Origin of the sequence: Sporanaerobacter sp. PP17-6a, from assembly GCF_900095615.1 — a bacterium.
Lineage (GTDB): Bacteria > Bacillota > Clostridia > Tissierellales > Acidilutibacteraceae > Acidilutibacter > Acidilutibacter cellobiosedens.
On sequence record NZ_FMIF01000004.1, the window covers coordinates 164,912 to 190,705 of the forward strand.

Genomic DNA, 25,794 nt, shown 5'->3' on the forward strand with positions numbered 1-25,794 from the left:
GGACAGGGGTGGACAAACACAAACTTTCACAGCTAAGGTATTTGAAAAGTGAAATTGCAATGCTAAAAGAACAAATAGGCGATATACAAGTTCATACTACATCTGATTCAGTCAAGGCATCTCAATCCAGCTTTCCATATATAGAGTACACAGCTAAAATCAGAGGTGTAGATGTGCAAGAGTATGCCAGAAAATTGAGAAGAAGGCAGAGAAGGCTTGATAGACGAGTGAAAGAATTGATGGACCTTGTAGAGGAGATAGAAGAATATATCAACACCATAGACGATAGTCTGACAAGGCAGATACTTTCACTTAGATATGTGAATGGGTTGACATGGGAGCAGGTGGCGGCAAGCATAGGGGGAGGAAATACAGCGGACAGTGTAAGAAAGGTGGCAGAAAGATTTTTAATGAGAAACTAAAGTTGTCCTCTTTGTCCGTTTTAGATGTGGTATTATGGTAGTAGTGAAAAGTATATTTATATAGGAATTTGAAAATCAAAGATCTCCCTACCCCTTTTGAAAGGCATGCCTGAGCGGCGTGTCTTTTTGCATATTTTTACGAAATGAGAAGGAATTTGACATGTAATGAGAAATGGAATAAATCGCATATTACCACGTAAAACATAAATAGATACCAATATACGGATCAATGTTTAGCGTTGGATTTTATTAATGCATAATTGTTTCTTACAAAGCAATAATAAATATTGATAACAATAATTTATATTTTGATAACGTTATTTTGATTTTTAATAACAAATGCATTGACAAAAATGCAATATTTGAGTATAATAATAACGAATAGGAGGAATGTCTGCTTGTATACAGAAATAGTTAAAATAATAGAAGGTGGACTTTCTAATGATAAAGAAAAAGTCCTCAATTATGCTACAGTGTTAGCTGATAATCTGGATTCTCAAGGTGAGAATTCTTTAGCAAAGAGAATTCGTGCGGTTTTAAGCAAAAAAAAAGGTGCATTAACTTCACTGGATAGTTTTTCCACTAAACCAGTTGATGCTGAGAGTCGCATGGATATTGTAGAAATATCCATGCCACAAATTTCTTCTTCGCAGATTGTACTGAGTAAGTATGTAGAAGAAGAAATTAAGGGATTTATTGAGTGCTATACACGAAGAGATAATCTTTTAAGAGCAGGATTGGAAATGTCAAATTCTCTATTACTATATGGCCCTCCTGGTTGTGGAAAAACTACAGTAGCTCAATATATCGCAACTCTCACAGGACTGCCATTAGTCACTGCACGTTTAGACGGACTGATTTCTTCACTTTTGGGAAGTACTGCTAAAAATATTAGAAAGATATTTGACTATGTTGCCAAAAGAGAATGTATTCTTTTTTTAGATGAATTTGATGTTATTGCCAAATTAAGAGATGATAAAAATGAACTCGGCGAATTAAAACGAGTGGTAAATAGCCTAATTCAGAATATTGATAGTCTTAGTAGCGATAGCATATTAATCGCCGCAACAAATCATCACGAATTACTTGATCCAGCCATTTGGAGAAGATTTTCTAAAGTCATTACCTTAGAAAAGCCTCAAATGGATGAAATTGGGAAATTAGTAAAAATTCTTTTAGATAACGCACCTAATAATATCATAGGCAATGACAAAAAACTGGAACAATTGGAAACTGCACTGTTGGGATTTAGCCATTCAGATATAAAGACTATTGTGTTCAATGCTCTTCGAAATGTTATTATTAAAAACCGTGAAAGTTTGACGAGCAGTGATATTTTGAAAGAAGTTTATTTTCACGCTCACCATGCAATTGATGATGAAAAGGATTTTATTCGGTATCTCCTTAAAAACAATGCACCACACAAAGAAATTAATGAAAGTTTAGAAATTCCACTTCGAAAAATTCAAGCAATTTCTAAAGCTTCTGAGATAAAGGAGGATTAACTCATGAGTAATGAAAAATTACCAATTAAATTTTTTGCACCAAGAGAGGTTGACGAGTTAAGAGTAGAACCCGGTGGGAATTCTGAACCGCCAAAGTGGCTTTTAGAAGGCGAAGAATTAGCTCAAAGATCAGCATTTCTTTCTGATGCATTTGATAGTTTTAAAGAGGAAATGTTTAACAGACAAGAAAAAGAGTCTGCTATTCCATTTATATTTGTTGCAAAGATGTGTAATGACTCCACGGCAAAGTCAAGAAGAAAAGATATATCCACACTTTTTCAATTTACTAATCATAATAATGTTATTGGTTTAGCGAACACTAATGAATTAATTGTCAGATTAAATTCTATTGCTCAAATGAGAGAAATCTCCTCTCGCTTGAAGGATTATGATCATAATAATTATGCAATTTCGTGTTTGGAAAATTTTTGGAAATTTGAACCCATTATGATATTGAAAGATGAGCAAATGGAATACAAAGTTAAATTAATTGATTTTCAAGATTACGAACAAAATCTTGCAATTCAACGACTTTTTGAACGTACGCTTTATAAAAGAGGTATTGAATACAAAAGGACGGATTATTCTGAACAATACCCTATTTATAAAATACTTCATGTTTCTCACGCCAATATAGATAGTCTAAAAGATGAAGATGTATATGAAGCATTGTTTTCGATTGAACCTATGCCAAAATATTTTCTTGAATTGGACTCTTTATCAGATGAAAATCATGTCGATATTATTCGTCCACGGGAAACGCAGCGATATGTTACAATTGGGATTTTGGATAATGGAATTGCTCCCATTCCACATCTTGCACCGTGGATAGTAGATAAAAGATGGACTGTCTATCCGGATAAAAATATAAACCCTACACATGGTACATTTGTTGCAGGTATTGCTTTATACGGTGATATCTGTGAACAAAAAGATTGGGTTGGACATCACGGAATCAAGATTTTTGATGCAACGGTTTTTCCTGATACAGATAAAGAAGGGTTAGATGAAGATGATTTGATAGCAAATATAAAAGAAGCAATTGCTGCAAATTATCAAAATATAAAAATTTGGAATCTATCTATAAGCATCACCAAGCCGGTGAGCGATACTAAATTTTCCGATTTTGCGATTGCATTAGACTTCCTTCAAGATCAATACAATGTTCTTATCTGTAAATCTGCTGGTAACTGTTCAAATTTTGCTCACGGGCTTCCTAAAGGAAGAATTCATGAAGGAGCCGATTCCGTAAGATCATTGGTTGTTGGTTCTGTTGCCCAAGATAAGGGAAAATATGATTTTGTCGATATAGATAATCCATCGCCATTCTCTCGCATTGGTCCTGGCCCCGAATATATCATCAAGCCAGAAGTGTCACATTATGGAGGAAATGCAGGTATTGATAATTCAGGCAAATTAGTAATAACAGGTGTAAAATCTTTTTCTAAAGATGGAAAGCTTTCAAGCTCTGTTGGGACAAGTTTTTCCACACCTCGTATCACTTCGCTTGCAGCAGGATTGTATCAAGAGTTAAATGAAGAATTTGATCCTTTGCTACTTAAAGCCCTTATTATTCATTCTGCCTCTTATACAAAAAATTTAAAAGTACCTATTACAGAGAGAACAAAGCAACTGGGATTTGGAGTGCCTAAGACAGTTAAAGATATAATTTATAATGCTCCGCATGAAGCGACACTCATATTAAGAGATAGTTTGGCTAAGGGTGAATACATAGACATAATGGATTTTCCTATGCCAACTTGTCTAATTCATGATGGTTTCTATTCTGGCCAAGTAATTGCTACATTAGTTTATGATCCTATTCTTGATCCTACACAAGGCATTGAATATTGTCAATCAAATGTGGATGTGAAGTTTGGTTCATATGATGCTAAGACTGAAAGAGATATAAGCAAACGTAATATTCTTAATCCTGTTGGTCGACAAGGAGCACAAAATTTATTTCGTGGGAATTTATACAGCAAGATGAGGATGAGAGAAAAAATTGATGATTTTGCTTTAAGGGAAAGGCTACTTATTCAATATGGGGACAAATACTACCCTGTAAAAAAATACGCTGTCGACTTATCTGAATTGACCGAATCAAATAAATTGCATTATCTCTCGGAAGATAAAAATTGGTATTTGTATGTGCGTGGGTTATTCAGGGATCATACGGAGAGGAAGGCGGCGGCAGAATCAATAGAATTAAGCCAAGAAATTTGTTTGATTATTACAATTCGAGATCCTGCTGGAAAAGAAAATGTTTACGATGAAGTAACTCAAAAGCTGGATGAATTTAACTTTTGGCATAGCAATATCAAAATTTCAAGTGATGTTAATATTTCAATAAAATAGGGCTGAACATAACGTACGCTTTAAAAGAATATGAATGGATTATTGGAACTATTGCAGATGTAGTTATTGGTTACGATGCTGCTAAATCAACAGCAATAGTAATAACTGAACATGATAGAATTGAAATACCAATTGGAACTAAAATTCTGTACAATAATAACGTTGAAATTCAAAATGATACAAAATCTGTTGTTAAAAACGGTAAAACTTATTTACCAATTAAAGCGGTTTTAGAGTCTGCTGGATTTGAAGTGGAATGGGATGCAAAGACTAATACAGTGAATGCTTATACGTTTAGCTATGATCCAAATGAACTTGTTCCATATTCAACCTCAAACTTAGAAACGCTTACGGATAAGACTTTAAGTGGTGATGTAGTTTATATTAATGGCGGTTATTATGCTACTCCTGAGTATATGAAGTTATTATTAAATACAGAAGTTCACTATCTTGATCTTTATAATGATTTAAATACTGCCATATATCCACAGCCTAATTTATAAAAAGAAAGAAATTTATATTAGGTAATAATCAAGTAAGTTAAGGGCTATTAGAAGGCTCTTTTCTTATGCAAAATATTGTTGCAAATTAGAAAGGATTTCCTCTCTTTTTGTAGAAGTATAGGGGAAAAAGAGGAGATAAAATATGGAAGAAATTATTAAAAGTAGTGAAAGAAAACAATTAAGAAATGTTTTTGAAAAGTATTTTCATAAACAAAGCCAAGCGTGCGTCTCAGACGATAAACAGTTTTATAATAAATTTATTGCAGAAGTAAAAGAGCAGTATAAAGATATTGAAAATGCTAATTATAAGGAAGAGAGGTATCGCCTTACCATTAAGAAAGATAAAATAACAAATTATGATTGTAGCCCTGAGGTATCATATTTTGCGTTAGCCATAACAATCATGATGGTCTTTATAAAGATCTTTTATGATCGAAATAAAACAGATAGTTTTTTACTTTTTACATATATTGCGGTATTTGCAGCCATTTTAATAATAATGTTTTACAGAGACAATAAGAGTAAGAAAGATGCCACAGAAATAGCTTTTTATAACTTATGCTTACATATATTAAATCAAATTAAAGTTGAAGAATCAAATAATATTAGATATAAATAAAAATTAGTTTACTATAGAGCCTCTAACTAAGGCTCTTTTTTCGTACATAAAAAACAACTTAATTAAGTAGGTGGTGATGTGGACAACAATATAAGAGATAAGGCTAAGCAGGATTATCTTAAGGGAATGAAATATAAGGATATATGCGATAAATACAATATATCCATAAATACATTAAAGTCCTGGATAAAAAGATATAGATGGTCTGATGAAAAGAAAAAATATAAAAAAAAGGATGCACACAAAAATAAAAAGGGTGCACCCTTTAATAATAAGAATGCAGTAGGGAATGACGGTGGAGCTCCCGAAGGAAATTTAAACAGTATTAAACATGGTGCGTATCAATCAATATATTTCGATATGCTTAATACAGAAGATAAGATATTATTTAGTGTGATGCAGTCGTCTACAAATGTGGATGATGAAATAAAGCTGCTTAGGCTTAAAATCGCAAGACTACTTAATTTGAAACAGTCTTTTTTTTATAATATGTTTGACCAAAAGGTAAAAAAAGAATTATCAGAAGAAGATAGGATAGCTGGCATAAATGCCTGCATGGATCAACTTAGAAGACTTATTGAGGCTAAGGCTAAAATAGCAGGAGATACAGAAAAGTTACAGCTTGAGAAGGAAAGATTTGAATTTAATAAATATAAGGCAGATATAGAATTGAAGCTTAAGAAGGATCGAATAGAGATCGAAAGAGCCAAGGTATTTGGAGCCGAAGAAGGTGATGAAGATAAGAAAGGTATAAATTCATTCCTAAAAGCTACTAAATTAAATAAAGAAGAAATAAAAACATTATTCAAGGATGATAACAATGAGGATATTCAAGAAAAAGAAAATTAAAACTTTTCAATTCAAGCCTTTCTCGTTAAAGCAGAAAAAGCTATTGTATTGGTGGCAAGATGGTTCTGTTCATGAAAATAAAGATATAGTTATAGCGGATGGAGCTATACGTTCAGGAAAAACAATTGCAATGATATGCAGTTTTTTAAGATGGTCATTAACTAATTTTGAAAGCCAGGATTTTATTATTGCCGGGAAATCTATGGGGGCATTGAAAAGAAATGTAGTTAAGCCTATGAGACAAATATTAGAATCTTGGGTGATTAAAAGTGAATACAATAGGTCTGAAAATTTTATTATTATAGGTAGCAATACTTATTATTTATTTGGCGCCAACAATGAAGCTTCACAAGATGTACTACAAGGGCTTACAGCTGCAGGGGCTCTTGCTGATGAAGTAGCTTTGTTTCCTCAATCTTTTGTAGACCAAATGATAGGCAGATGCTCAATAGATAATTCAAAAATATTTATGAATTGTAACCCAAGAGGGCCATACCATTATTTCAAGACTGAATATATCGATAAGATTAAAGAAAAAAATGTTTATTATTTACATTTTACTATGGAAGACAATTTGACATTGTCCTTAAAGGTGAGAGAAAGATATAAACGAATGTATTCAGGAGTATTCTTTAAAAGATATATCTTAGGATTATGGGTTATGGCTGAGGGACTTGTCTATGATATGTTTGATGAAATCAAACATAAAGTATCTATAGATGATGAATTGTGTACCGAACATTACATCAGCTGCGATTATGGGACTCAAAATCCTACTACTTTTGGATTATGGGGGAAATATCAAGGTAAATGGTGTAAAATAAAGGAATATTACTATTCGGGGAGAGATGAATCCAAACAAAAAACTGATGAAGAATATTATCAGGACTTAGAAAATTTTATAGGAAAGATAAAAATAAAAGCTGTAATTGTGGATCCAAGTGCAGCTTCTTTTATTGCTACTATAAAAAAACATGGGAAATTTAAAGTCAAGAAAGCCAATAACGATGTTATAGACGGAATAAGAAATATGAGCACAGCTTTAACTAATTGTCTTATAGCATACAATAACTGTTGTATAAATACATTTAGAGAATTTTTTTCTTACGTCTGGGATGAAAAAGCGGCAGAGAGGGGTGAAGATAAGCCTATAAAACAGAATGATCATTGTTTAGATAGTGATAGATATTTTGTGAATACAGTATTATTCAGGGGTAAAGGGATTACATTTCTTAAGTAAAAGAGGTGAAAAGATGATTTTTAATAATAATGTGAACATATTAACAATTCCAGAACTTATAAAGATTTATATAGATGAATTTAATGTTTCTAAAGAACGCAGACTTATGATTGAAGGAGAAAAATATTACAAAGTTGAAAATGATATTCTAAACCGAAAAATGGTTCGATATGAAGATGAAAGGCCTGTAGAAGATGAAACTAAAGCTAATAATAAACTTGCTCACGGATTTATGCATACCTTAGTTGATGATAAAGTCAATTATTTGTTATTAAAACCATATACTTTAACATGTGATGATAAGGAATATCTTAAAATAGTTGAAAAAGTTTTAGGAAAGAGATTTCAAAAAAAGTTGACTCAACTTGGCACAGAAGCGAGCAATAAAGGAATAGCATGGCTTCATGTGTATATAGACTCAAAAGGACAATTTAGAACTATAAAAATTCCATCTGAACAGATCATACCTATTTGGGTAGATAATGATCACGAGGAACTACAGGCAGTTATACGATATTATGAAATAGAAGTCTATGAGGGCAAAGAAAAGAAATATGTTACCAAAATAGAGTATTGGACTGCTGATAATGTAGAATATTATGTTCTTGATAATGAAAAGAGAGAGGTTATATTAGATGCGGAAATGTATCTCGATGGATCTAGCTCTTATGATGGGCATTTTAAGATAAACAATACACCTTCTAATTGGGGAAAGGTTCCATTCATTTATTTTAAAAATAATGATTTTGAATTGCCAGACTTACAATTTGTGAAAACTCTGATTGATGACTATGATAAGACAAGGTCCGATGTATCCAACCTTCTTGATGAAATTAAGAATGTGGTATACATTTTGAAAGGTTATGGAGGAAGTAGTTTAAGTGAATTTGTAAGAGATTTAGCATACTATCACGGGATTAAAATAGATCCAGATGATGATGCCGGAGTAGATAAGATAGAAAATAATATAAACATTGAAGCTGCTAAAGCTCACTATGAAGCATTAAAGAAGGATATTTTTGACTTTGGCCAAGGAGTGGACAAGAATAGTGACAAATTAGGGAATAACCCATCAGGGATAGCTTTAAAATTTATATATTCGGGCTTAGATTTAAAATGTAATGCATTAGAAGGATGGTTTAAATGGGCGCTTGAGGAGTTATTTCAGTTTGTAAATATCTATCTTGGAATAACCAAACAACATGTATCAGGTGATAAAGAAATTACAATAGTATTTAACCGGGATATAGCAATCAATGAAAGCCAAGCCATTACGGATTGTCAAAACAGCAAGAGTATAATCTCTGATGAGACCATTATAACTAACCATCCTTGGGTAGAAAACGTAGACGAGGAAATAAAGCGAATTAAAAAGGAAAATAAGCCAGATGAACCTCCAATGTTTAAAGAAGGTAATCAAGCAGGTGATGAATAATGCCAAATTCATATTGGGAAAAAAGGCAGGAACAAAAATATCTTGCCGGGGAAATGAAAATTAAGGAGTATTACAAGAGACTTGAGAAGACATTTGAGCAATCAAAGGGGGAAATTCAATCGGTTATAAATGATTTTTATGTAAGATATATGAATGAAAACAAAATAGTATCTTATGCAGACGCTCAAAAGTTACTTAGTAAAGTTGAAATAGGAGATTTAAAAGATTTTATAGCCAAGGTAAACGAGCATATGGGAGAGTACAATTTAGAGCTTAACAATATGTCCATTAAAGCCAGGATGACGAGGTATCAAGTTCTTGAAAAACAGATTGACGCCATACTTCAACGACTATATTCTATAGATTATCAAGCTCAAGGGGAAGATGTTCTAAAAGATGTATATTCCGATGCATATTACAAGACGTGGTATAACATAGACCAATACCATGGTTTCCATCAGGAATTTGCACAAGTTAATCCACATACTATAGAGGAACTCATAAAATATCCTTTCAATGGAGCTGATTTTTCTACTCGGATATGGAAAGAAAAAGACCATATGCTGCAGCAGCTGAATGAATCTATTACGACTATGTTGGTGCAAGGCAAGAATCCAAGTACTCTAAGTAGAGATTTTGCCAAGAAATTTGATGTTAAGGAATATGAAGCATATAGGCTGCTGCATACTGAAAGTAGCTTTATCATGGAGCAGGCAACCTTAGAAGGGTATAAAGAAGATGGGGTAACAAAGTATCAAATACTTGCAACTCTTGATATGAAAACATCGGATATATGCAGAAGTGAAGACGGGAAAATATATGATGTAGAAAAAGCTACTGTCGGAGTAAATTATCCGCCATATCACATATTTTGTAGGACTACTACAGTACCATATTATGATGACAATGATACTTCAGAAGATACGAGAGTGGCAAGGGACCCGGTAACAGGCAAGGGTTATGAAGCACCTGCAGATATGAATTATACTGAATGGCATAAGAAATATGTTGAGAGCAATCCAGAAGCAATTACAGCCGAAAAGAAGTGGAAGAATAGGCATAGTGACAGAGCACAGTATGAAAGATATAAGGAAGTTTTAGGAAAAGACATACCTAATTCCTTTGATAAGTTCCAGGATATGAAGTATAATAATATTAAAGAATGGGATAACAATAAACGGATTTACAAAGCTTTAAATCTTGATGGAGATAAGATTTATGAAATAGCTAAATCAGGAGGAAGGCATAAAGGGACATATGAAAAAGCCAGTATAAAATATTCGGATGCTCAAATTAAAAAATCAATTAATAGTCATCAAAAACAAATAGATGAACACAAAGATAAAATAAGAAATCCGGAGAAGTACGATAAAGATTGGAATAATAAATCGGCTATTCAGCAAGAAGGATTAATAAGAAAGTGGAGTAAAGATTTAAAAAGGAATAGGGAAGAACAGATAATATTTGAAAAGTTTCTTAAAGGGAGGGGAGAATGATATGAAATTAGAAAATGAATCAATTTTTAAAGATATAATAGATGATATTAAAGAAGATTTAGAGGATACCATAAAAGAGGACGATAGTGAATTTAAACAAGGAAAATTATTAGCATATAATGAAATACTTTCTAATATTCAAAGACAATTAAGAGCTTATGATTTAAAGGCTTTAGGCCTTGATTTTGATATTGATGAAAAAATATTAAACAACAAAGATATAAAGCTAGATGCAAAAGATTATAATTTTTAGGGGATGTTAGTATGGATAACTTCAAAATTATCTATAAGATATTGAAAACCCTTGAAAAAGCTATGGATTATGATGAATTTGACGCAAGGCTTATTTCTGCGGAAACTTTAGGAGTATCTCAAAATAGATGGGAAGCTATTATGGTCATGCTCCAAGATGAAGGATACATTGAAGGTATATCCTATGTTAAAAGTATGGGAATGCGTGGAGTAAAACTTATAGATTTAAAAATAACTTTAAAAGGGCTTGAGTATCTTGAAGAAAATTCATTCATGAAAAAAGCTGCGAATTTAGCTAAAGGAATTGCAGATTTAATACCGTAAAAAGCACTTGCTAAATAAAATAGTAGGTGCTTTTCTTATGCTTAAATATGAAGTTTATGGATAAGGCATCCATAAACTCTAAAGAAGTAAGACTATTAAGATTTTGGATAGTCTTTTTTTATTACTCTTTTTAGTATTTATGAGTATAAACTGAAAGAACCTAAAACAGGCACAGACCTGTATAAAAATGTATGGAGGGATGAATAAATGGATTGGTTAAAGGAATTATTGAAAAAGGCAGGCATAGACGAATCAAAGATTGACGGAATAGTTGGAGATATGAATAAAGAAATGCCGAAGTATCTAATCCCAAAGGATAAGTACAATGAAGTTTCGGAAGCTAAAAAGCAATTAGAAAATGATATCAAAGAAAGAGACAAGCAGCTCAAAGACCTTGAGGGCGAAGTTAAAGGCAATGAAGAACTGGAGAAAACAATTAAAGTCCTGCAGGAAACCAACAAAACAACTAAAGAGCAGTATGAGGCTAAACTTAAAGACATGACAATTAATGCTGCTATACAATCAAAACTCACTGATACCAAATATCCAGATTTGTTGACGACCAAATTTGACAAGACAAAATTAGCAGTTAATACAGATGGTTCGGTAACCGGCATCGATGAACAATTGACGGCTATAAAAGAACAATATAAAGATTTATTTATGCCGGTAATTGAAGGCAGGGAACCATATAATAAAGAAAAAAATCCGAATGGGATAAAAAATCCTTGGAGTAAAGAACATTTTAACTTAACAGAACAGGGAAAATTACTTAGAGAAAACCCTGAGCTTGCAAAACAATTAATGGCAAGTACAAAATAAAAAAATTTATAGAAAGGAAAGGTAAAAATTATGCCAGATATTACAAGAGTAGCAGACGTTATTCAACCTGAGGTGTTTACACCTTATACTATTAACAGAACAATGGAATTATCCGCTTTAATACAAAGCGGAATTGCAGAGAACGATAAACAATTTGATGAATTAGCCAGTGGTCCAAATCTAACAGCCAATATGCCTTTTTGGAATGATTTAACTGGAGACATTGAAATTATGGATGATACCGGTGAATCTCAACCCGGCAATATTGGCTCGGATAAAGACGTTGCCAGAAAACTTGGATTTGTAAAATCTTTTGGTGCAAATGCATTGACAAGTTTACTTTCTGGTGATGATCCAATGAGAGCCATAGCCGATTTATTTGCGGCCTACTGGGATAGACAGTATCAAAGTGTCCTGTTGTCTATTCTGGATGGCATTTTTGCAGCAGCTAATATGTCAGATAAAGTCCATGACATTACAGCAGAAACAGGAGATGCGGCTCTTATAAACGGTAGGACATTCTTGGATGCAGTGCAAAAAATGGGCGATGCCAAGGATTTATTAACCGGTGTTATGATTCACAGTGCAACCGAGAATTATCTTGCAAAAAATGATCTTATCGAATATGTGCAAGAATCCCAAGGTAAGGTAAGAGTACCGTATTTCATGAATAAGAGGGTTATAGTGGATGACAGTATTGCTTTCGATACAGCTACTGGTGCATCGGAAGCATACTTATTCGGTGCAGGTGCTATTGCCTGGGGTAATGGCAGCCACAAGGACATCAAAGAAACAGAGGTAGTACGTAACGGATTGTCATTGGCAGGGGAGGATATTTTGGTTAACAGACGTCTATCTATCCTGCATCCCCGTGGGGTTAAATGGGTTGAGCCGGCAGCAGGTTTAACTAAGAAATTTCCGAATTTGACTGAATTAGCAACCGGCACTAACTGGACTAGGGTATACGAGCCAAAGAAAATCCGTATTGTAAAATTCGTATTCAAAACCGCTTAATAGGAGGAGATGTTATGTCATTATACGAAGAGAGAGTAAAACGGTTGCATGAACATGTAATGAAGAATCAGAAAAAATCTGAACCTACAGTTACAGACTTAAAGAAAATGCTTGATGAAAAAGGCATCGAATATGATGTAAAAGCAAAGAAAGGGGATCTCATTAAATTATTAGAGGGTGCTGAGTAATCAGCTCCCTTTTTTAAAGGAGCTGATATAATGCCAACCGATGAAATGGTTGTGAAGGTAAAAGAAAATTTGAAGATTATTGATGATGATAAGGATTTAATTATAAAAGACGTAATTCAGGAAGTCTTAAATTATTGTAACTTAAAAGAACTGCCTATTGAGTTAGAGCCTTTCATCCGCAAGAAGGTCCAAAACATAATAAATTATGAGGCTGAAAATGGTAATTCTTCTGTATTTGATATCGAATCGGTTAAAGAAGGAGACACTTCCATAACGTATAACGTGGATGAGAAAACCTCCAAAGAAACCATTTATGGACTATCCGACAGGGATATGAGAACATTACGGACTTTTAGGAGGCTGAGACAATGAATCCACTTGAAAGGCTTTGGCGAGATAGAATGGATATCTATAGATGGATTGATGTAGTGGAAGGCGGGATTACAAAAAGTAAAGAGAAATTAATTCATTCTAATATCAGATGCCAGTATAGCAAGGGCTCTTTGGCTGATACGGGCACTGATGGAGTACCTACTATAGTCAATTCCTATACTTTGTTTTGTAACTTAGACGCAGATATTCAGGAGGGTGATAAGGTTATAGTTACCCAGAGAAACGGCAGGAAGGTGACGCTGAATGTTGGTGAAGGATTTCCGTATACAAATCATATGGAATTTAGCATTAAAAGGAGTGACATGGTATGAGCCATAATTCAAGTAGTAATTACAGAAGGAATAAAGCTTTTATCGACCAATACCGCAAAGAACTTAAATCAATGTTTGATGATATATCCGATATTGATGTGAAAGTATTAAATAAGTCTGTAAATGTCGGATTGGCAGATGTAAAAAGGAATACTCCGGTCGTAACAGGTTTTATGCGTAAAAGCTGGGGAACTACACCAGCAATAAAAACAGCAGATGGAGTTACTAAAACATTAGAAAATCCGGCAGATTACAGCAGCTATGTGAACTATGGCCATGGGCAGGAAGTAGGACGCTATGTACCCGCAATAGGCAAGAAATTAGTGAAGCCATGGGTACCGGGACAATTTATGTTAGAAAAAGCTATTAGTAAAGCAGAAAAAACAATGAGACAAGAGTTTGAAAAAGAAGTTAAGAAGGTGAATAGAGACCATGATAAATAATATAAAACAAGCTATAGTAAATAAGCTTTTAGAATTATATCCTAATCATACAATCTATGATGAAGATGTTCCTCAAAAATTTAAAACACCTTCTTTTTTAATTACTCTTATAGAGCAAGACTATAACAAAAGACTTAATAATAAATTTAAAAGTCTGCTTTCTTTTGATATAGCTTATTTTAGCGATAAGGGAACTACGGAAATTAAAAATGACTGTTTGGAAGTATCATCAAGTTTGTTCAGAGGATTTGATTTAGTAGGCAGTTATAGAGCTTTTAATAAACAAGCAACAATAACGGATAATGTATTACATTTTACTTCTTATGTGAACTATTCAGAGATAAAAAATGAAGAGTTTGTAAAGATGCAAGAGCAAACTACAAATATATAAAGGAGTGAGAATATGGCAGGAACATGGGAAAGTCAAGACAAGATACTTCCTGGTGCCTATTTGAATTTTAGAACAAATGCCCCGCTATCTATTACGCCGGGTGACAGGGGCATTGTGGCGCTGTTACAGGAAATGAGCGTAGGAGCTGCGGGGGAGATATACGAAATAACGGCTACAGATGCAAGCAAATATCCAGAAGGCGCTACCGCTGCAGATAAACTGCTTACAAATGAAGCTTTAAAAGGAGCTAAAACGGTACTTTTGTATAATTTAGGTACTGAACATACAGCCGCAACCTTAACTACAGCTTTAGCTAAATTAAAAACAATATCGTTTAATACACTTTGTTATCCTTATGATGGAACGGGATATGAAGAAAATAAGGCTATGATTAAGACGTGGCTTGATGCCATGAGAAAAGATGAAGGAGTAAAAATACAAGCTGTATTAGCAAATTATGAAGCTGATGATGAAGCAATAATTAACGTTGCACAAGGAGTAAAATTGGCAGATGAGACAGAGCTAACACCTGCACAAACTACTGCATGGGTAGCAGGTCAGACGGCAGGAGCAAATATAAATAAGTCAAACACAGGTCAGAATTATGTTGGCGCTATTGATGTGGTACCGAGGATGACAAAAGCAGAGATGGAAGCAGCTATTACAGCGGATAAGTTTATATTTAAAGTTGATACTGCTCAGAACGTTACGGCTGTATATGATATTAATTCTCTTACTACTGTTACGGCAGATAAGGGAAAGCAGTTTAAGAAAAACAGGGTAATACGAGTATTAGATAATGTTAATAATGACATAACTACAATATTTGAATCGAACTATGTAGGTAAGATTAATAATAATCCTGATGGCAGGTCATTGCTTAGAGCGTCATTGATTGAATATTTTAATGAACTTCAGCAGATGAATGCTATACAGAACTTTACACCAGAAGATGTGACCGTAAATCCCGGGAATGATTCTGATGCTGTGGTTATAGATTGTTATATTCAGCCAGTTGATAGTGTAGAAAAAATGTATATTACGGTTAATTTGTCATAAAGGAGGGATAAAACATGGCAGATAATTATCCAAGGTTAGCGGATACTATTTCCTCCAAAGAGGGGAAGGCTTATATTACTATAGATGGATCTAATAGAGAATTGTTCGAGATATCAAAATTGACGGCTCAACTTGATTTAACGGTGCAAACGAGGAATATGTTAGGGCATAGGATGACTCAGCATAAAGTCACCGGAGCTGAAGGTACCGGCAGTATGACGATGTACTTTATGAATTCGGATATGCTTAAGTTGGCTATTAAGTATATCAAGGAAGGCAAATACGGCGGATTGAAGTTGCAGGTCCGTAATGAAGACAGCCAATCTACAATAGGGTCTCAAGAGGTTGTATTGTTGAACGTACTGCTTAAAACTATTCCTATAACCACGTTGGATGATCAAAGCGATGATCCCATTACCATAGATACAGACTTCACATTTGATTCTATAGAAGGATTGAGTTACTTTGATTTGCCGGAGAATTATAGATAATTATGGAAAAACATTCCCCTTCTGATATAATTATGTTGTATATATTTATTAGGAGGGGGAAATATGAAGAAATTTTTTCTTGGGCTGGCAATCGTATATGTATTTTTATTTTTAATAGCACTTATTGTAGTTTCAATGATAATTCTTACAGACCAATCAAGTAATTTGGCAATAAGAATGCTTTCGTTTATAGTATGCTGTGTTTTAATCTCATTGAGTTATTCCTTACTAAGATTTCTAAGAAGAAAATTTAAAAATGAAATTGGTTCACGTGACATAAAAATGTTAAACAAAAAGACATTAAATAATAATATTAAAACACGTAACTACATCAAGAATGATACTCAATCTGAAATTTTAAATAGGCAATTTGAAAATAATATGAGGATATTAAATGATTGCTATGAAATAATGGCAAAAACTAAAAACTCCGATACATTTATATCAAGATATGATTTGGCAATGGATAAATTGAATATCTTGAGAGAGGGCGCTGAGCATGGAATTGTAGATGATAATAAATATGAAAAGTGGTTTAATAAAATTGATGAATGCTATAGGATGAGAATTGGTAGTTTTAGTAATAACAATAGGAATAAAAATGTTCCTGCAGAAACAAAGCCTACTGTAACTACATCAGATATTTTTAAGATTACTCTAAAAGAGAGATATGTTCCCGATGATAGTTATTTAAATTTTGACAATATAAATATACCATCTGATGTAAAAGAACTATTATGGGTAAAGGGAAATAACTATGAAGAAAACGGAGAAAATATTTTTTCTGAACCTTCTTTAATAGATACTGATTTATCTATTGAGCCCGCAGGATATTTAAATAATAACAAGGAAAGCATAGGGTATTATCCAAGTTATAACAAACTTACCCCAAGGCAAAGATATGTCTATTTAAAATGGCTGGAGGATATAACAAATAACCAAGTAGATATCGGATATGTATTTATATTTTACTATGGTTTAGAGAGGCATTTATTATATGGAAAATTCGAAAAAGCTGTAAACATGATAAATAAGCTAAGAATGTATCATGAAAATAGCTCATTTTTAGCTTATTCAGCAGATGCACTTTTAATATCTGCATTTATGCATAGAAAAATTGATTTAATCGAAAAAATTAACTTAGAGACATCCTCACGTGATTTAGCAACTTTTGTTATAGGAGCTGTAACAAATAAGTATTCTTCATCTGATTTATTAAGGATGCGCAGATCTGTGGGTTTTACTAATGACAGATATATAAAAAATCAGTATGATTTATTTATGCATGAATTAGATAATGTATTAATCGAAAGATATAAAGAGCCTTACTATGTAGTCCGCAAAGAGGATTTTTTAAATTCCAAGGGGAAGATTACTATAGCTATGGCCAATTATTCTTTAAGACTTAAAAAAAGATTTGCTTATGCACCAGATATAACTTCTAATGAAGAATTTGCAAAGAATGTTTTAGGAATACTTACTGAGGCTCATGAAAAAGTAAAGTTGATAAATAGAAAGAATAGAAAACTTAAACAACAAGGACAAGAAATTGATATAGACAAAGAATTAAATCATGTAATTAATAATATAAGTTATAGTGTTTATCCTCACAAAGAGATTCCAGTCATAGAGAAGGAAAGAATATTTATAAAAAGTCTTATTGAAGCTATGACACAGCAGGGTTTATATGAAGCCGAAAGATTGAAGTTACAAAGACTTACAGATGGTACATTCAATGTTTCATGCAGAAAATGCTATATAGGAAAGATAAGATTGCAAAAAATAAAGACGTATATGCAAGTATTAAAAGGTGAAGATATAATATTATATGAAGATAAAACTTTAGAAGAATATATTGAGCATATAGAAGAATGGATTTCTTATATAAAACATTGTGATAGATAATGTTGAGAAGATTGCCGACCTTTTGATATAATGATTGTGAAATTATTAATCGGGAGGGGAGAGAGCATGATAAATAGCGTAATTGCTGGCGATTATAAAGGATATGTTGTAAAAGCGGGATTTAATTCAGTTTCACTTTGTAATTGGCTAAAAAAAATCAAATTAAGTAAGGACATTGTAGAAAATTACGAAATAATAAATACTGAATATAGGAAAAGTGCGGCAAGCGGTGCAGCAAGAGGAATAATAGGTGGAGCATTATTGGGCGGGGCTGGTTTAATTGCAGGAAGTATAAGCGGAAAAAACAAAGGGAAATATCAAATTACTATTCAATTTAAAGATGGGAAAAGAAGTTTACTAGAATTAGATGATTTAACGTACAAAATGTTAATGCAAGTGATATTTTAAGACACTCGAAAGGGTGTCTTATTTATATAAAAAATTGAAAAGGAGAGATAATTTATGAGTTCATTAGGTGCATTTTTAAATCCAATAAAGACAGAGAATAAAGAGGTGATTGTGTCAAACAGATTTGTAGAAAAAGGGAAATCAGTACCTTTTGTTATACGTGCCATATCGCAGGAAGAAAATAAGCAGCTTATTAAAAAATTTACCAGAAGGGATAAAAATGATAATGAAATTTTCGACAGAGTGGAGTATGTGTCAGAATTAACATCAAGAGCTGTTGTATTTCCTGACTTAAAAAACGCAGAATTACAAAAGGCTTATGGAGTACTTGGAGAATCTGCGTTGCTTCAAAAAATGTTATATATCGGGGAATACGCAAAGCTGGCTCAAGCAGTACAAGAATTGAGCGGTTTAGATGAAGATATAAATGATAATATTGAAGAAGTAAAAAACGAATAGAGCAAGGCGATGCCGAGTTTAATCTTGCGCATTTTGCCTTGCAAAAACTTCATATTCTTCCTTCTGCTTTGAATGATATGAGCAGCCGGGAGAAGGCTTTTATATATGCAAGTATACAGGTTAGGGTTGAAAATGAAAAAAGAGAATTGTCTAAAATAAAGACGAAAGGAGGTAGGCGATGATGGCAACATTGAAGGCAATGTTTAAGTTATTTGATGGATATTCAACTACTATTGATAAAATAAACCGTAAGACCGACGAAGCAACTGATAAAATACTTAAGGCCAGCAGAGGTACAGATACTTTCAACTCTAAATTAGAAGCAACAGGAGCAAGCGCTAACAGGGCTAGTTTGGGGCTTGGCAAATTTATTAGTATAGCTGCTTTAATTGCAGGAGCGATGAAAGGCATGAATATTACAGATGAATTTATGAATACAAGTGCAAGGCTTTCCTTGATTAATGATGGCTTGCAAACGCAAGCGGAACTTCAAGACAAAATATTTGCCGCAGCAGAGAGATCAAGAGGGTCATATTCAAGTATGGCAAATGCAGTTGCTAAAATGGGATTGCTGGCTGGAGAAAATTTTAAATCTAATGATGAACTAATTGCTTTTACTGAATTAGTTCAAAAGAGCTTTAAAGTAGGTGGTGCGAGTGCCACAGAACAATCATCTGCATTACTACAACTCACCCAAGCTATGGCGTCCGGAAGATTGCAAGGCGATGAATTTAGAGCTATAACAGAAAATGCTCCACTAATCGCTAATGCTATTGCAAAATATACTGGTAAGAGTAAAGGCGAGTTAAAGAAAATGTCTGCAGAGGGCACAATTACTGCAGACATTATAAAAAATGCTTTATTTACAGCAGCCGATGATATAAACACGAAGTTTAAAACTCTGCCTATGACCTTTGTTGATGTTTGGAACAAGATAAAAAACAGCGCAACCAGAGCATTTGAAGGAGTTATGGAAAGTATAAATAAGGTGATTAATACAAATGGATTCCAAGATTTCTTGAAAAAAATGACCGTAGGCTTTGAATTAGTAGCGGAAGCAGCAGAATGGATTGTAAATACAGTTGTGGCTGGTTGGGACACGATAGGCCCTATATTAGGAGTTATAGGAGGTATCTTATTGGTTAATATAATTAGAAAACTTATTTTGATGATACCGTTGTGGGCTGCCAATGCAATAGGGATATTAAAAATGACCTGGCCGATATTATTGGTTATAGGTGTTATTGCAATTGCAATTTCTGCTGCAAGGCAATTTGGAGCAACATGGGAGCAGATATTGGGGGTTGTAGGAGGAATCGTAGGAGTATTCGCGGCATTTTGTTATAACCAGTTCGTATGGATATGGAATGCGGTAGCTGCATTTGTAAATTTCTTTGGTAATGTATTTAAACATCCAATTGCATCGATTAAAGCTTTATTTTATGATCTTGCAAGCACAGTATTAGGTTATATTGCAAAGATGGCACAAGGTATAGAAGATTTACTTAATAAAATACCTTTCGTAAAGGTTAATATAACAAGTGGGATAGAAAGGCTTCAAAACAAACTTAAAAAAGATTCAGATACTATAAAAACCGAAGCAGAATGGACTGAGTATATGAAAACTAAAGATTTTATGGATTATTCTGAAGGATATACGAAGGGTAGCAATATCGGCAAAAGTATTCCTGATAAAATAAACGGAGCAGTTGATAAAGCAACTGAATTCCTCAAAGGAAACAAAGGTTTTGACTTTTCCCAATTTGGCACTCCTAACAATCCCGTAACAGTAGACGGAACTGGTAAAAATAAAAAGGTAGATGTTGATATGTCCAAAGAGGACTTGCAATATCTCCGAGATATTGCAGAAAGAGAGTATATAAATAAATTTAGTACTGCTACGCTTGCGCCAAATATAACAGTACAATTTGGAGATATACATGAAGAAGCAGATGCAAACAAGGTTGCCGGCAGGATAAAGAAGATCCTCCAGGAAGAAATAGCAACAGCAGCGGAGGGGGCATATTAATGAGTGGATATGCAGTATTTTTCGATAAAGATAATGCAACCTATAGACTTCCGGTGAACCCTGAGCAGATAGAGACCTCTACCACACAAGCAAATGAGAAATATGAGATACTAAAATTAGGGCAAATTGTAGTACCCACGCATATGGGGCTGCGGGAATATAGCTTTGAGTGTGAATTTCCCCATGAAGCCTTACATTATAATGAGGTTCCGAATGAGTTTAAAGGGCCTGATTTCTATTTGAACTTATTTAGGAAATGGAGGGTTTCATTAGAGCCTGTTAGGTTTATAGCAAGTAATGAGGGGAAAGATGAGATTAATATATTAGTATTGATAGAAGAGTTAACTATAACAGAAAAAGCAGGAGAAGAAGGAGACAAGTATGTTTCTTTTAAATTACTAGAATATAGGGAGTTTGGAAAGAAATCAGAGGTTGTTGCAAAGCCTAATTCAAATCAAGCTGTGGTTAAAAAAGAGCAGCCGGTACCAAAGGTTAGTCCTAAGAGTACCGGCTCTTATGTTGTTGTGTCAGGGGATAGCTTGTGGGCTATAGCTAAGAAGTATTATGGAGACGGATCTAAATATACTAAGATTTTTAATGCTAATAAGGATAAAATTAAGAATCCGTCTTTGATTTATCCCGGACAAAAATTAACCATACCAAATTAGAGGTGCTGCATATGGATATGAAATTTGTTGTTAAAGTGAGTGGGAAAATGTATGAAATCAGTGAGCTTGTAACTAAGGTATCTTATACCGATAAATTTAATGACGGGTGCAGTAAGCTTGAATTTAGCTATATAAATGACGATTTGGTTATCACTAATGGCAGCGGTGTAAGTTTTATATATGATGGAGCCAATATATTCAGTGGCTTTGTGTTTAAGGTGAATAGGGACAGTAAAAAAGAAATATCCGTAACGGCATATGACCAGCTTAGATATTGCAAGGCAAAAGATACAATTGTTGTAAAGAATAATACAGTAACGGACTTAGTAAAGAAAATGTGCAACTATTTCGGGCTTAAAACAGGTACATTATCCGATACAGGATATAAACTTCCTACCAGCGCACAGGACGACAAGACATGGTTGGACATAGTTTATGATGCAATAGGGGATACATTGAGGAATAAAGGGGCATGGTATTCTCTTAGAGATGAATTCGGAAGTATCGCTATAAGAGATTTAAAAGAATTACGGTTGAATTTAATACTTGGTGATGAAAGTTTTGTATATGATTATGAACATGAAAAGTCTATTGATGATGAGTTTTATAATCAGGTCAAGTTAGTTAGCGGAAATGAAAAAACAGGGAAAGCAGATGCCTACAAAGTATACGACAGCAAATCTATTGAAAAGTATGGTTTATTACAGTACTTTGAGAAATTAGATAAAAATTATAACGCATCACAGGCTAAGGCAAAGGCTGATAACTTGTTAAAGCTATATAATAGAGAAATGGAAACGCTGAGCTTAAAGTGCTTGGGGGACGTAAGGATTAGAGCAGGCTCAAGTTTTTACGGGCAAATTTCAGATATAGCTTTAAATAAAAGGCTTATAGTGAAATCTGTAACCCATGAATTTTTACCGGCGCATACGATGGATCTGGAGTTGATGATATGATTAATGAAATTAAAACTATAGTACAGAATTATCTAAGTAATACTAAGTTATGTAGTCTTGTATTAGGTACCGTAGAAGCCGAGGGCATAAGAGTAAGTGATAAATTGGTTGTTCCTATGGAGCTTATAAGCGGTAACTTAAAAGACTTTGTTAAGCCGGGTGATAAAGTAAAGCTGATCCGAAACAATGGTGGCCAAGAGTTTTATATTGTTGAAATAATAGGCTTAGTTAATATATTTAAAGATGCAACCATAGAGATAGAGCCTATTGTAATTGGAGATACGACCATAACGAGTATAAAGATAAAGGACGTGAGCAGATGATAACACCAGAAGCATCTATTATTGACGTTGAATTAACTACTAATGAGGAAATTGAAACAAGTAAGACATATAAATTAGGCGAAAAAATACAAGGCTTTGTTAATGGATTGGAAGCAGTGAAGCAGGCTATATATAAGGTACTAAATACTGAAAGGTATGAGTGCCCGATATATGGCTTTTCTTATGGTATAGAGTTAGAAAGTCTTATAGGCAAGGACCCAATATATGTACAAATTGAATTAAAACGAAGAATTCATGAATGCCTTTTACGGGATGAACGTATCACAAACGTTGACAACTTTCAATTTGAAACAACGGGAGATGAAATGTTGTGTACTTTTGATGTAACAAGTATATACGGCAATTTAAACGTCTCTAAGGAGGTGACAACTTAATGTTTGAGGATAAGACTTACGAAAATATATTGAATGATATGCTTGAAAGAGTTCCGTCTGATGTAGACAAGAGAGAAGGTTCTGTTATTTATGATGCCTTGGCTCCTTGTGCATATCAGCTGGCAAAGACCTATTTTAATTTAAACAATTTTATTGACCTTGTATCTGGTGATACAGCAGTAGGAGAATATCTTGACAGGGTAGTAGTTGATTATGGGCTTACAAGAAAACCAGCTACAAAAGCTATAAGGAAAATAGTCACTACAGGAAGTCTTCCGATAGGGAGCAGATGGGGGCTAAATGATACTTCCTATATTGTTACGGGGAATATATCAACTAATACCTATAAAGCTGAATGCGAACAATACGGGGAACTAGGAAACACATATACCGGAACGCTTGAAAATATTGATAATATATCTGGAGTTACTGCTACATTGACAGATATAATTACATCTGGACAGGATAAGGAGGCAGACGATAATTTAAGGGCGAGATTTTATGCATATCTTCAAAGACCGTCTACCAGTGGTAACGCTTTTAATTATCGTGAATGGGCTTTAAATGTACCAGGCGTCGGTGATGCAAAGGTCTTTCCTCTTTGGAACGGCAACGGTACTGTGAAAATCCTTGTAATAAACAGCAATATGGAAATTGATGAAACTTTGGAATCGGTTGTATATGACTACATTGAAACTGTACGGCCTATAGGCGCGTTGGTAACTGTGGATAGCCCGGAACAAAAAATAATAGGGATAACGGCTAATATTACTTTAGATGGTTCCTTTACATTTGATGATGTAGTCAGTTCCTTTACTGCATCGATAGCGGCTTACTTTAAAGAACTGACATTCGAGACCTACAGCGTGAGTTATGCAAAGATAGGCAGTATACTGCTTTCAACACCAGGAATAGCAGATTACAATTCTTTATTGGTAGATGGTGGTACAGCTAATACAACAATCGACGAAACAGAAATGCCTATAGTAGGTACGATCACATTAACGGAGGTGTAAGCCGATGGATTTGATGGATTTAATGAATTTATTACCTCCCGTATATGAAAACAACAACACTATGAAAGAACTGCAAGAAATACTCAGCAACAAAATAAATACTCTTGCTGCTGATTTTAATCAGACAATAGACCAATGCTTTGTAAGCACGGCCACTGACCTTTTAAGCAGGTATGAAAAGATTTATGGCCTTTCGGTTGACGTAACAAAATCAAATCAATTCCGTAGAGAGCGAATTAAAGCAAGAGCAAAAGGTGTTGGAACTGTAACAAAGAAAATGCTTGAAGATGTGGCAGCTTCGTATTCTAATGGAGAGGTTGAGATAATAGAGAATTTTGAGGACTATAGCTTTATCGCAAAATTTGTAGGTGTGAGGGGTATTCCGGCAAATATGACAGACCTTACTCTGACAATAGAAGAAATAAAGCCAGCACATTTGGCCTATACATTTGAATTTACTTATATAACTTGGGCCGAATTTGATGGTTACAATAAATCGTGGGATGCATGGGATGCGCTAAATCTTACATGGGATGAATTTGAAACATATAGGGAGGCGATATAATGCCAAGTGAAAATAAAACACCCAATATTGGGTTAAATCAATGGCAAGGTAATGAATATCCAAAACGAGAAGATTTTAATGAAGATAATTTGATAATAGATACAAAGATTAAGAATATAGAAGATAACAAGGTAGACAAAGATGGAACTAAAGGTTTATCTGACGAAAACTATACCACGGAAGAAAAAGAGAAATTAGACAGAATAGCAGATGGGGCTACTAAAGTTGAAGATTCGGCTACAAATGGAAATATAAAAATAAATGGTGCAGAAACAAATGTATATACGCATCCGGGCAGTGGAACAAATCCACATGGCACAACTAAATCAGATGTAGGTTTAGGTAGTGTGGATAACGCCAAACAGGCAACAAAGACAGAATTTGATAGTCATGTTGCAAATAAAACGCAGCATATTCCCTATGCTACAGCTTCCGGCACAAACGCATATACGGTATCTATCTCAGGCATATCAAGCCTAACGGAAGGCCTAAGCATAAAAATAAAATTCACAAATGCCAACACAGGAGCTAGCACCTTAAATATCAACGGAGTAGGCGCGAAAACTATTGTAAAATCCAACGGAAATGCTCTAAGCAACGGTAATATCAAAGCGGGGCAGATATGCCATCTTGTTTACACAGGCTCAAATTTTCAATTATTGGGGAGTGAAGAAAGCCCAGTAACAAGTGTAAACGGGAAAACAGGTGCTGTAGGCATTGATGTACCAGACATTCATGGATTAAATCAAAGAGATTTAGCACTTGGGCTCAATGCATTTAGCAACTATAGCGGTTCAATTGCATTAGGGCATCAGGCTAACGCAGGGGATTATGGTTCTATCGCAATAGGTGAAAATGCGGAGGCGCCTTCGAGCAGTGTTGCTATAGGATACGGGGCAAGTACAAGCACAGGTAGTAATGTGGCCGTGGGATATAATGCACTTGCTGGCAATGG

Annotated in this window: 31 protein-coding genes; all 31 read left to right on the forward strand. The window is 34.1% G+C overall.

Annotation, left to right across the window (positions count from 1 at the left end; genetic code table 11):
* Positions 1-8 precede the first annotated feature (8 nt).
* On the forward strand, positions 9-422 hold the full coding sequence (locus PP176A_RS03855) for an RNA polymerase subunit sigma-24 (RefSeq protein ID WP_071139128.1): 414 nt from the start codon (positions 9-11) through the stop codon (positions 420-422).
* 398 nt (positions 423-820) lie between these two features.
* Positions 821-1,927 carry an AAA family ATPase gene (locus PP176A_RS03860; protein WP_071139129.1) on the forward strand — a complete coding sequence of 369 codons (1,107 nt, stop codon included), beginning with the start codon at positions 821-823 and terminating at the stop codon, positions 1,925-1,927.
* A gap of 3 nt (positions 1,928-1,930) precedes the next feature.
* Positions 1,931-4,285: a S8 family peptidase gene (locus PP176A_RS03865; protein ID WP_071139130.1), complete on the forward strand. Its 2,355-nt coding sequence runs from the start codon at positions 1,931-1,933 to the stop codon at positions 4,283-4,285.
* Positions 4,286-4,350: 65 nt separating this feature from the next.
* Positions 4,351-4,788: a stalk domain-containing protein gene (locus PP176A_RS16590; protein WP_255401479.1), complete on the forward strand. Its 438-nt coding sequence runs from the start codon at positions 4,351-4,353 to the stop codon at positions 4,786-4,788.
* A gap of 142 nt (positions 4,789-4,930) precedes the next feature.
* Positions 4,931-5,407 (forward strand): hypothetical protein, encoded by a 477-nt coding sequence (locus tag PP176A_RS03875; protein ID WP_071139132.1) that lies wholly within the window; start codon positions 4,931-4,933, stop codon positions 5,405-5,407.
* A 78-nt stretch (positions 5,408-5,485) separates the two neighbouring features.
* A complete protein-coding gene (locus tag PP176A_RS03880; RefSeq protein WP_071139133.1) occupies positions 5,486-6,256 on the forward strand; it encodes a helix-turn-helix domain-containing protein in 771 nt (256 codons plus the stop codon).
* Entirely contained in the window at positions 6,228-7,496 is a 1,269-nt protein-coding gene (locus PP176A_RS03885) for a PBSX family phage terminase large subunit (RefSeq protein ID WP_071139134.1), read from the forward strand. Before PP176A_RS03880 ends, PP176A_RS03885 begins: the two co-directional genes overlap by 29 nt.
* A 13-nt stretch (positions 7,497-7,509) precedes the next feature.
* Positions 7,510-8,931, forward strand: coding sequence for a phage portal protein (locus PP176A_RS03890; protein ID WP_071139135.1), 1,422 nt, complete (start codon positions 7,510-7,512; stop codon positions 8,929-8,931).
* Positions 8,931-10,427 carry a minor capsid protein gene (locus PP176A_RS03895; RefSeq protein ID WP_083381764.1) on the forward strand — a complete coding sequence of 499 codons (1,497 nt, stop codon included), beginning with the start codon at positions 8,931-8,933 and terminating at the stop codon, positions 10,425-10,427. The genes PP176A_RS03890 and PP176A_RS03895 overlap by 1 nt, the downstream gene beginning before the upstream one ends.
* Position 10,428: 1 nt before the next feature.
* The gene (locus PP176A_RS03900; RefSeq protein WP_071139136.1) at positions 10,429-10,680 is read left to right on the forward strand and encodes a hypothetical protein; all 252 of its coding nucleotides are present in this window, start codon (positions 10,429-10,431) and stop codon (positions 10,678-10,680) included.
* 11 nt (positions 10,681-10,691) lie between these two features.
* Complete coding sequence (locus tag PP176A_RS03905; protein ID WP_071139137.1) at positions 10,692-11,003, forward strand: YjcQ family protein; 312 nt, start codon at positions 10,692-10,694, stop codon at positions 11,001-11,003.
* A gap of 207 nt (positions 11,004-11,210) precedes the next feature.
* Complete coding sequence (locus PP176A_RS03910) at positions 11,211-11,825, forward strand: phage scaffolding protein (RefSeq protein WP_071139138.1); 615 nt, start codon at positions 11,211-11,213, stop codon at positions 11,823-11,825.
* A 30-nt stretch (positions 11,826-11,855) separates the two neighbouring features.
* A complete protein-coding gene (locus PP176A_RS03915; protein WP_071139139.1) occupies positions 11,856-12,839 on the forward strand; it encodes a major capsid protein in 984 nt (327 codons plus the stop codon).
* Between the two features lie 14 nt (positions 12,840-12,853).
* Positions 12,854-13,027: a HeH/LEM domain-containing protein gene (locus PP176A_RS15780; protein WP_083381765.1), complete on the forward strand. Its 174-nt coding sequence runs from the start codon at positions 12,854-12,856 to the stop codon at positions 13,025-13,027.
* Between the two features lie 30 nt (positions 13,028-13,057).
* On the forward strand, positions 13,058-13,399 hold the full coding sequence (locus PP176A_RS03920) for a DNA-packaging protein (protein ID WP_071139140.1): 342 nt from the start codon (positions 13,058-13,060) through the stop codon (positions 13,397-13,399).
* Complete coding sequence (locus PP176A_RS03925; protein WP_071139141.1) at positions 13,396-13,731, forward strand: hypothetical protein; 336 nt, start codon at positions 13,396-13,398, stop codon at positions 13,729-13,731. The genes PP176A_RS03920 and PP176A_RS03925 overlap by 4 nt, the downstream gene beginning before the upstream one ends.
* Positions 13,728-14,174, forward strand: a complete 447-nt coding sequence (locus PP176A_RS03930; RefSeq protein ID WP_071139142.1) for an HK97 gp10 family phage protein — start codon at positions 13,728-13,730, stop codon at positions 14,172-14,174. The genes PP176A_RS03925 and PP176A_RS03930 overlap by 4 nt, the downstream gene beginning before the upstream one ends.
* A complete protein-coding gene (locus PP176A_RS03935) occupies positions 14,164-14,565 on the forward strand; it encodes a phage tail terminator family protein (protein WP_071139143.1) in 402 nt (133 codons plus the stop codon). The genes PP176A_RS03930 and PP176A_RS03935 overlap by 11 nt, the downstream gene beginning before the upstream one ends.
* A gap of 12 nt (positions 14,566-14,577) precedes the next feature.
* Positions 14,578-15,624, forward strand: coding sequence for a phage tail sheath C-terminal domain-containing protein (locus PP176A_RS03940; protein WP_071139144.1), 1,047 nt, complete (start codon positions 14,578-14,580; stop codon positions 15,622-15,624).
* A 14-nt stretch (positions 15,625-15,638) separates the two neighbouring features.
* Entirely contained in the window at positions 15,639-16,115 is a 477-nt protein-coding gene (locus tag PP176A_RS03945; protein ID WP_071139145.1) for a phage tail tube protein, read from the forward strand.
* Between the two features lie 63 nt (positions 16,116-16,178).
* Complete coding sequence (locus PP176A_RS03950; RefSeq protein WP_071139146.1) at positions 16,179-18,020, forward strand: TerB N-terminal domain-containing protein; 1,842 nt, start codon at positions 16,179-16,181, stop codon at positions 18,018-18,020.
* A gap of 66 nt (positions 18,021-18,086) precedes the next feature.
* Positions 18,087-18,428 (forward strand): hypothetical protein, encoded by a 342-nt coding sequence (locus tag PP176A_RS03955; protein ID WP_071139147.1) that lies wholly within the window; start codon positions 18,087-18,089, stop codon positions 18,426-18,428.
* A 54-nt stretch (positions 18,429-18,482) separates the two neighbouring features.
* Positions 18,483-18,887, forward strand: a complete 405-nt coding sequence (locus tag PP176A_RS03960; protein WP_071139148.1) for a phage tail assembly chaperone — start codon at positions 18,483-18,485, stop codon at positions 18,885-18,887.
* Positions 18,888-19,068: 181 nt separating this feature from the next.
* The gene (locus tag PP176A_RS03970) at positions 19,069-20,916 is read left to right on the forward strand and encodes a tape measure protein (protein WP_071139172.1); all 1,848 of its coding nucleotides are present in this window, start codon (positions 19,069-19,071) and stop codon (positions 20,914-20,916) included.
* Positions 20,916-21,584: a LysM peptidoglycan-binding domain-containing protein gene (locus PP176A_RS03975; RefSeq protein ID WP_071139150.1), complete on the forward strand. Its 669-nt coding sequence runs from the start codon at positions 20,916-20,918 to the stop codon at positions 21,582-21,584. Before PP176A_RS03970 ends, PP176A_RS03975 begins: the two co-directional genes overlap by 1 nt.
* A gap of 11 nt (positions 21,585-21,595) precedes the next feature.
* A complete protein-coding gene (locus tag PP176A_RS03980; RefSeq protein WP_083381766.1) occupies positions 21,596-22,540 on the forward strand; it encodes an XkdQ/YqbQ family protein in 945 nt (314 codons plus the stop codon).
* Positions 22,537-22,863, forward strand: coding sequence for a hypothetical protein (locus tag PP176A_RS03985; RefSeq protein WP_200795995.1), 327 nt, complete (start codon positions 22,537-22,539; stop codon positions 22,861-22,863). The genes PP176A_RS03980 and PP176A_RS03985 overlap by 4 nt, the downstream gene beginning before the upstream one ends.
* Complete coding sequence (locus PP176A_RS03990; RefSeq protein WP_200795997.1) at positions 22,860-23,258, forward strand: DUF2634 domain-containing protein; 399 nt, start codon at positions 22,860-22,862, stop codon at positions 23,256-23,258. The genes PP176A_RS03985 and PP176A_RS03990 overlap by 4 nt, the downstream gene beginning before the upstream one ends.
* Positions 23,258-24,274 carry a baseplate J/gp47 family protein gene (locus PP176A_RS03995; protein WP_071139151.1) on the forward strand — a complete coding sequence of 339 codons (1,017 nt, stop codon included), beginning with the start codon at positions 23,258-23,260 and terminating at the stop codon, positions 24,272-24,274. The genes PP176A_RS03990 and PP176A_RS03995 overlap by 1 nt, the downstream gene beginning before the upstream one ends.
* 4 nt (positions 24,275-24,278) lie before the next feature.
* The gene (locus PP176A_RS04000) at positions 24,279-24,839 is read left to right on the forward strand and encodes a putative phage tail protein (RefSeq protein ID WP_200795999.1); all 561 of its coding nucleotides are present in this window, start codon (positions 24,279-24,281) and stop codon (positions 24,837-24,839) included.
* The coding region (locus PP176A_RS16330; protein ID WP_304441912.1) for a hypothetical protein at positions 24,839-25,794 on the forward strand (956 nt) is incomplete at its 3' end. The genes PP176A_RS04000 and PP176A_RS16330, both read left to right, overlap by 1 nt.